The organism is uncultured Campylobacter sp., from assembly GCF_937997405.1.
GTDB lineage: Bacteria > Campylobacterota > Campylobacteria > Campylobacterales > Campylobacteraceae > Campylobacter_B.
Genome location: NZ_CALKTL010000169.1, coordinates 1 through 7,240, shown reverse-complemented (window position 1 = coordinate 7,240; position 7,240 = coordinate 1). Strand labels below are relative to the sequence as shown.

The following is a 7,240-nucleotide window of genomic DNA, read 5'->3' as shown; positions in this document are numbered from 1 at the left end:
TATCATTTTAGCAGTGAGTATAAATTTAGGTTTTATATGAAAATATTATTAGGTTATGGCATTGCCTTTTTCTTTATATACGCGGCGAGCTTTATAAATAGCAAAAAAACGATAACCTTTATGAAGGACAAAATAGAATTTAAAAATAAAACTAGATGCGAAAAAGAGATAGCTCTAAACAACATCTCCGTTTACAGATATGCTTATATAATTCCGAATTTTGCGCCATTTGATGTGAAAATTAAATTTTGTGTTTTAGTTTTATTTATAATGATCGTCGTGGCATTATACAACTTTAAATTTTATATGTTTATTTTTATAATTATGGGCTTATTGCTGATGCCCATTATTAAATTTATCTACTATATTCTATTTGAGAAAACCGTTAGGTTCTTGCTTTGTGATAAATTATTGATATGCAATGGCTCCGATTCCGAAGTATTTACGATCAATAATAAAAAGGAGTTTGGCGAGCTGCAAAAATATTTCTTGGATACGCTAAATATAGATATTACAGAGGGATATTTATTTTGGAAACCGCCTTATGATATTGCAAAAATAATAGTGAATAAAATGAACAAATTTATGAAATTCTAAAAACAAAAGATAAGGTTTAAAAATATATAAACGGCACATAATTAGCATGTCGAGGGATAAATAATTTAATCCGCAGAATATCGATCTTTAATGAAAAATAGAATTTAAAAAATTTTTAAATTCTAACGTTCCGCTTGAAATTTTATCTCAAAATTTACGCACTAATCATCGCCGCTTTCATATACGCCGAGCTCTACGAGATTGCCGTCAGGATCGTGCAGATAGATACTTTGCATAGCGCCGCGCGCGCCCATTCGAGGCACGACGCCAAGCTCTATTTGCGCTCCTTTGCTTTCAAGCTCCGTTTTGAGCTGCTGTGTGCTTTGATCTTCGCAGATGAGGCAAAAATCCGCCGAGCCTACGCTAGGACGCGCTGCAAACGGCGCAAACTCGCCCGCGCGAGTGTGGATATTGATCTTTGAAGAGCCGAAACGCAGGCTGTGTTTGCCGCTCTCGCAAACATGCTCTAAGCCCAAAATCCCTTCGTAAAATTCCACACATTTTTGCAGATCTTCCGTAACTAGGACGAAGTGATCGATCTTCGTGATTTTCATCTCATCTCCTTGCGCGCTCACAAATCGCAAAATTTTTACGCCTCGCGGTGTAATTTTGGAATTTTACCGCGAAATTTTGTGACAAAATTCCAAATGCTCGTAGCGCGAAATCAAAATTTCGCAGCGACAATTTTACGCACGGAAAATTCTGCGTCGGTAATTTTAAAATTCTAAAAATTTAGCCTAAGTAAAATCGAATGCGCCGAAATTCCGTACCCCCGTAAAATAGAAGCGAAATTTAATCCCGCGATTTCAAAACTAGCGATTTTAAAATTCTCTTGCCTACCTCGACGCCTGGCTGATCGTAGGTGCTGACGCCCAGTATTGCTCCGGTGGCGCTAGTTAGCAGCTCAAAGTAGTAAAATAGCTCGCCCACGCTCTGTTCACAAAGCTGCGGAACCTCGATAAGATCGACGCTGATGCCCTCATTTAGTACGGCTTGCAGCGTAGCATCGCACTGAAGATTTAGCACCTCATCCAGTCGCATGCCGTTTACGAAGTCACAGCCCTCAAGACCTTGCAGACTGATACCGGGCACCGCGTCCGCAATGCCGTTGTCCGTGAGCTTTAAGAAAGTCACGGTCTTATCCTTTACGCCGTCCATTATGAGCTGAAGGAAGCTGTGCTGATCGCGCGAGCCTACAAGCCCTACAGGAGTAAGTCCCTCGCGGCTAAAGCCGATCTTTTTACCTAGGCTTTCCGCCCATAGCTGTACGTACCACTCGCCCAATGCGCGCAGCGCGTCGCCATAGCTAAAAAGGACATTGATTTTCGCACTTTTGTGCGTGGCGTAGTGATGGGCTTTTCGTAAAATTTTATTCTCCGCGATTTTAGCGGGATCGCCTGCTAAAATTTCATCCAGATACCGCTCTTTTGCGGCGGCAGCTCCGCGTAGCATCGCGCTTGCATCAAGGCCTAGCCCAACTGCGGGCACTAGCCCTACTGCACTTAACACGCTAAAACGACCGCCTACGTTAGCAGGCATATTTATCACGCAGGCGCCGTGCTCACGCGCGAAGATATCCAGCGGCGAGCCTGCATCGGTGATGAAGATGAAATTACGCGCCAGGCTTTTTAGATCGCGCACGCCGAAGCGATCCAAAACTACTTTAAAAAGCGAGATCGTCTCGATCGTGCCGCCTGATTTGGACGATACGATGAAGATCGTGCGAGCAAAATTTAGCCCTTCTAGCGCGCGGTTTACACTGTGTCCGTCGAGATTATCCAAAATTTCAAAGCGTAAATTCTTTCTTACGCGCGGATGCAGCATCTCATAAAGCGCTCGCACGCCCACGCTGGAGCCGCCGATGCCCAAAAGCACGACCCCGTCGTAGCTTCGTGCGCTAAAAAATTCCTGCGCCCGCGCTATTTCGTCTGCGCCTTGCTGCGGCAGGCGGTAGTAGCCTATCTCGCCGCTTTCGTATTCGGCGCGGATCTTTGCCGCCACCTCCTCTAGCGCGCCCTCTTTTGCCGGAGGGAAAAACAGCTCATTTTTTACCATCGCCGAATTCTCGCTCGTAGAAATATTTGATCGCCTCCACGTAGCCTTTTACTGAGCCGCAGTCGAAGCGAGTGCCTTTAAATTTATACGCGATCACCACGCCGTTTTGAGCCTGTTTCAAAAGCGCGTCGGTGATCTGCACCTCGCCGTTTTTACCGGGCGCCGTCTGCTCAATGAGATCGAAAATATTAGGTGTTAGGATGTAGCGCCCGATGATGGCTAAGCTCGACGGAGCCTCGCTAGGTTCAGGTTTTTCGATCATATCCGAGACCATTATTAGATCGTCGCTGATGCTCTTTCCCGCGATGATGCCGTATTTGTTTACGTCCTGCGGCGGCACCTCCATTACTGCAACGACACTGCAGCGGTATTTTTCATAAATTTTAACCATCTGCGCAAGCACGCCCTCGCCGTTTTCGTTCACGCACAGATCGTCTGCGAGCACCACGCCGAAAGGCTCGTCGCGGATTAAAATTTTACCCGTATAAATCGCGTTACCGAGCCCCTTCATCTGCTCTTGGCGCGTAAAAGAGAAGGTGCAGCGCTTCATAAGCGCCCTGATCTCGTCGAGCAGATACTCCTTGCTGCTGCCTGAAATTTGATCCTCCAGCTCGTAGCTACGGTCGAAATAATCCTCCAGCGCGCGTTTGCCGCGACCCGTGACGAAAGCCATATTGTCCATGCCCGCCTCCAGCGCCTCATCCACACCGTAGTGAATGAGCGGCTTGGTAAGGATCGGAAGCATCTCTTTTGGTAGCGATTTGGTCGCGGGCAAAAAGCGCGTGCCGTAACCCGCCGCGGGAAATAAACAAGTCTGGATCATGAAGCTCCTTTGATCTTTTTTTGAACTTTTATTATAATGCAAAAAAGATAAAATTCCGCAAAGGAAAGCCTTGAAAACGATTGAAAAAGAGATCAGCGCCGCACAGGAGATTAAAAAATCAAGTTTCATCGCCTATCTAGCGCCGCTAGCAAGCTTTGAGACGCTACGTGCGCAGTTGAGGCAGCAGCATCCTAAAGCGCGCCATATCGTCTGGGCGTATCGCGCGCTGAACGAGCCCGGGCAGATCGTAGAAAACTCGAGCGACGACGGCGAGCCCAAATCGACCGCGGGCGCGCCGTGTCTAAACGCGCTTCGCGGCGCCGAGCTAATTAATGCCGCCGTGCTCGTGGTGCGCTACTTCGGAGGCATCAAGCTAGGCACCGGTGGGCTCGTGCGCGCGTACACTAGTAGCGCAAATGCCGCGATAAACGCCGCTGCAGATGCTGCAGAACTAGTGGAATTCGTGCTGCGTAAGAAGTGCATATTTTTCGTGCCGTTTGCGGCGGTGGCTAAATTTGAACATTTTTTAAAAAAATCGGGTTTCGTTTATGAAGCGAGCTTCGGCGCTGTGGGAGCGGAGTTTAACGCAGAGCTTAGCGCGGAGGAATTTGAAAAATTTATGGGCTTTGCAGGCGCTCTCGCGCCAGCTCTTAAAATGCTGCACGAGCCGAAATTTTAAAATTTCAAAATTCTATAAAATTTAAAAGCTCACCCAGGCTAAATTTGAAAGCATAAGCGGATTTTGCATTTTATCGCAGCGGAATTTTAAAGCTAAAGTGAAATTTCATCGTGCGAAACATAAAATCCGATAAATTTTAAAATTTTCAAAATTCTGTCGTAATTTGGCTTGCAAAATTTCGCGAAAATTCCGTCCGTAAATTTCAAAACCCCATAAAATTTTTAAAATTTAACGTGCTTCATCTTAGCTTCACGCACAGGCAGGCTTAGCAGAGCCGCAATAGCCGCTAGCGTCATATCCAAATACCACATATAATCATACGCGCCGTATGCCCGTACTGCAAGACCTCCGATATATGCGCCAAAAAATCCACCGATTTGATGCGAAAGCATCGTAAATCCAAATAGGCTTGCTAAATATCGCGTTCCCAACAGCTTACCGACGGCAGCCGCAGTAGGCGGTACGGTCGCTAGCCAGGTAAATCCTAATCCCACGCTGAAGATATAAAACGTAAGGCTATCTTTGGGTGAGAGCACATAAGCACCAATAAGAGCGATACGCAGGGCATATATACAAAATAAAATGACTTTACATCGCACTTTGGAAACACACCATCCTACGAATAAGCTGCCTACGATGTTTGCGATGCCAATCAGTGCGAGCGAAAAGGACGCTACCTGCGCGCCATGCCCGCTTAGCGCTACTTCGCTAGGCAAGTGCGTCACTAAAAACGCTACGTGAAAACCGCACGTAGCAAAGCTTAAATTTATCAAAATATAGCTTTTATCGCGCAGTGCCAAACGCAGAACTTCGCCTAAGCTGCGCTTATCTTCTTCATGCAGGCTGGTTTGTTCGCCAAATAGAATTTTACTACCTGCCAAAAGTCTTGCAAGCGGCAGAATTAGCAAGCTAAGCCCTGCGAGCGTAAAAAATGCGCCACCGTATCCCAAAGCAGGCGTTGCGATACAAAACCCAATCATCGGCGCAAATAAAAACTGCCCGAACGAGCCGCCTGCATTTAGCACTCCGCTAGCAACCGAGCGGATAGAAAATGGCAGGCGCTTTGCCATTAGGCTCATTAGAATCGGAAAACTACCCGCGCCAAGCCCCAGTGCAAGCCCAAAACCCATCGTTAATACAAGCGCGCTTTCACTACTAAATAACGGCACAAGAGTGCAACTAATCGCCAAAAGCACGCTGCCCCAAAACAGCACGACGTAGGCACCGAGCTTGTCTGCAAGTATCCCGCTAAGCGGTTGCGAAAAGCCCCATACCAGCTGCGTAGTTGCCATCGCAAAGCTTACTTGTGCGATGGATAGGGAATTTACTTGCATTATAGGCTGCACGAAAAGACCTAATGACATACGAATGCCCATCGTAATCATCAAAATCGCCGCGGCGCATAGGATCATTATCCAAACTGATTTCATATATATTCCTTTAAAAAATAGAATTATAGCATAAAAATTACGAATATATCGAGATTTTATAGATATATTTAATTAATGTATTTTAGTATATTATTTATGTAAGAGGAATTTACCGAGCTTTAATGGGCTTTGCATTAAAATTCCGTTTTCAAGGAGAAGCGATGATTTACGAAGATGAGATGATTTACGTGGAGCACGAGGAGCACGAAGTGCCGTGGGTGAAGGTCTTTACGAAGGCCAAATTTAAAGAGCTTAGCGACTGCGACGAGGCGACGCTGGCGCATCTGTGGCGCGCCGTGATTCAGTGCGAAAAGAGCCTGCGGGAGTTTTACGCGCCCGATAAAATAAATATCGCAAGCTTTGCCAACTACGTGCCGCGCGTGCATTTTCACGTCCAAGCGCGCTTTAAAAACGACAGCTTTTTTCCAGAGTCCGTCTGGGGAAAAAAGATGCGAAACGGCAAGCTAAATCTGCCGGAATTTAGCGAATTTGCAGAAATTTTAGCGGCAAATTTAAAGATGGAATTCAGATGATAGGCGCGCGCTCAAAAAAATACCTAAGCCTTTTTGCGCTTGCTTGCTGCGGCATCGCGCTTGCATTTTACCTGCGCTTTAAAAGCGAGGAAAACGAGATAAAAATCAAGCAGCAGTTCGATTTTAGCGCGAGTTTGTTTGAAAAGATCGTGGACGAAGAGAAGCTAAACGCCTTTGCGATCTCGCTGATTTTGTCGCAGAACAGCGACGTGGTGCGCTGCTTTGAGAGCGGTAAACACGGCGAGTGTATGGACGTGACGAAAAAATACAAAGATATTTTAAGCGCAGTGCCCTTCTACACGGGCGTGAAGATACATTTTCATACGCAAAACACCAGAAGCCTGGCTAGGAGCTGGAGCGACGAATTTTACGACGACGATCTGAGCTCGTTTCGCCATTCGCTTTTGCAGATCCGCCAGAGCTTGCTTCCAAAAGCGCTTGTGGAGATGGGGCGATGCGGGGTTTTTATGCGCGGAATTTCGCCGGTTTTTAGCGACGGTAAATTTATCGGAAGCGCCGAGATAATGCTCGATTTCGAGCACGTCATCGCGCAGATCAACCGCATGGGAAACGATATTTTTATCCTCGTAGATAAGAGGTTTGAGACCGACTGCTTCTACGATAAAATAGGCGTTATCAAGGACTTTATCGTCGTAAATAGCGCGCCGGATTACGACGTTTTGTCGATTTTGGCGACGCTTGATTTTGGGGCGCAGAGCTTTATCAAAAAGGACGGCCACTATTTTTACGTGAGGGCGTTTTCGGACGAAAACGGCACGAAGCTGGGCTATATAATTTTGCACCGCGAAGGCTAGTGGCGGGATTTAAATTTAGGCGTTTTGCAGCTTGCCTGCTTTGTCGCGGCGGCGGCAGCGCGGCGAGCGAGCGTTTTAAATTTAATCGCAAGATCGCGGAAATTTACGCTGAAATTTTAAATTTTAAAAGGAGCGTCGGTATGAAATTTTATAAATCAGTTAAATTTAAAGTCGCGGTAGGCACGCTACTTCTGGCGGCGATACTTTGCGCCGCATTTATCCGTATAATCCCCGATTATTCCACTTCACGAGGCTTTGTGATAGTTTCTCTCTCCGACTACGATAAATACAAGCAAGGATACTGCCTT

General features: G+C 46.3%; 8 protein-coding genes and 1 pseudogene. 5 read left to right on the top strand and 4 right to left on the bottom strand.

Features of this window, described 5'->3' with window-relative positions; genetic code table 11:
• Window positions 1-597 (top strand): hypothetical protein (locus Q0372_RS09055; protein ID WP_298105072.1); only part of this gene is annotated, 597 nt, incomplete at its 5' end.
• A 161-nt stretch (window positions 598-758) separates the two neighbouring features.
• On the opposite strand, the gene Q0372_RS09050 is transcribed toward Q0372_RS09055, so the two are convergent.
• The 3 genes from Q0372_RS09050 to galU form a co-directional block, all read right to left on the bottom strand.
• The gene (locus tag Q0372_RS09050) at window positions 759-1,151 is read right to left on the bottom strand and encodes a VOC family protein (RefSeq protein WP_298105067.1); all 393 of its coding nucleotides are present in this window, start codon (window positions 1,149-1,151) and stop codon (window positions 759-761) included.
• Window positions 1,152-1,389: 238 nt separating this feature from the next.
• Entirely contained in the window at window positions 1,390-2,652 is a 1,263-nt protein-coding gene (locus Q0372_RS09045) for a glucose-6-phosphate isomerase (protein ID WP_298105064.1), read from the bottom strand.
• Window positions 2,639-3,475: a UTP--glucose-1-phosphate uridylyltransferase GalU gene (galU, locus tag Q0372_RS09040; RefSeq protein WP_297881144.1), complete on the bottom strand. Its 837-nt coding sequence runs from the start codon at window positions 3,473-3,475 to the stop codon at window positions 2,639-2,641. Before galU ends, Q0372_RS09045 begins: the two co-directional genes overlap by 14 nt.
• A 70-nt stretch (window positions 3,476-3,545) precedes the next feature.
• Between galU and Q0372_RS09035 the strand changes: the two genes are divergently transcribed.
• Complete coding sequence (locus Q0372_RS09035; protein ID WP_298105062.1) at window positions 3,546-4,154, top strand: YigZ family protein; 609 nt, start codon at window positions 3,546-3,548, stop codon at window positions 4,152-4,154.
• Window positions 4,155-4,375: 221 nt separating this feature from the next.
• Here the strand turns inward: Q0372_RS09035 and Q0372_RS09030 are convergent, their stop codons facing one another.
• The gene (locus tag Q0372_RS09030; protein ID WP_298105060.1) at window positions 4,376-5,584 is read right to left on the bottom strand and encodes an MFS transporter; all 1,209 of its coding nucleotides are present in this window, start codon (window positions 5,582-5,584) and stop codon (window positions 4,376-4,378) included.
• 161 nt (window positions 5,585-5,745) lie between these two features.
• On the opposite strand from Q0372_RS09030, the gene Q0372_RS09025 reads away from it, so the two are divergent.
• From Q0372_RS09025 to Q0372_RS09015, 3 genes and pseudogenes are all read left to right on the top strand, one after another.
• The gene (locus tag Q0372_RS09025) at window positions 5,746-6,117 is read left to right on the top strand and encodes an HIT family protein (protein WP_298105057.1); all 372 of its coding nucleotides are present in this window, start codon (window positions 5,746-5,748) and stop codon (window positions 6,115-6,117) included.
• Window positions 6,114-6,932 carry a cache domain-containing protein gene (locus Q0372_RS09020; RefSeq protein WP_298105053.1) on the top strand — a complete coding sequence of 273 codons (819 nt, stop codon included), beginning with the start codon at window positions 6,114-6,116 and terminating at the stop codon, window positions 6,930-6,932. Before Q0372_RS09025 ends, Q0372_RS09020 begins: the two co-directional genes overlap by 4 nt.
• Window positions 6,932-7,240, top strand: a pseudogene (locus Q0372_RS09015) (hypothetical protein); the annotation flags it as partial. The gene Q0372_RS09020 and the pseudogene Q0372_RS09015, both read left to right, overlap by 1 nt.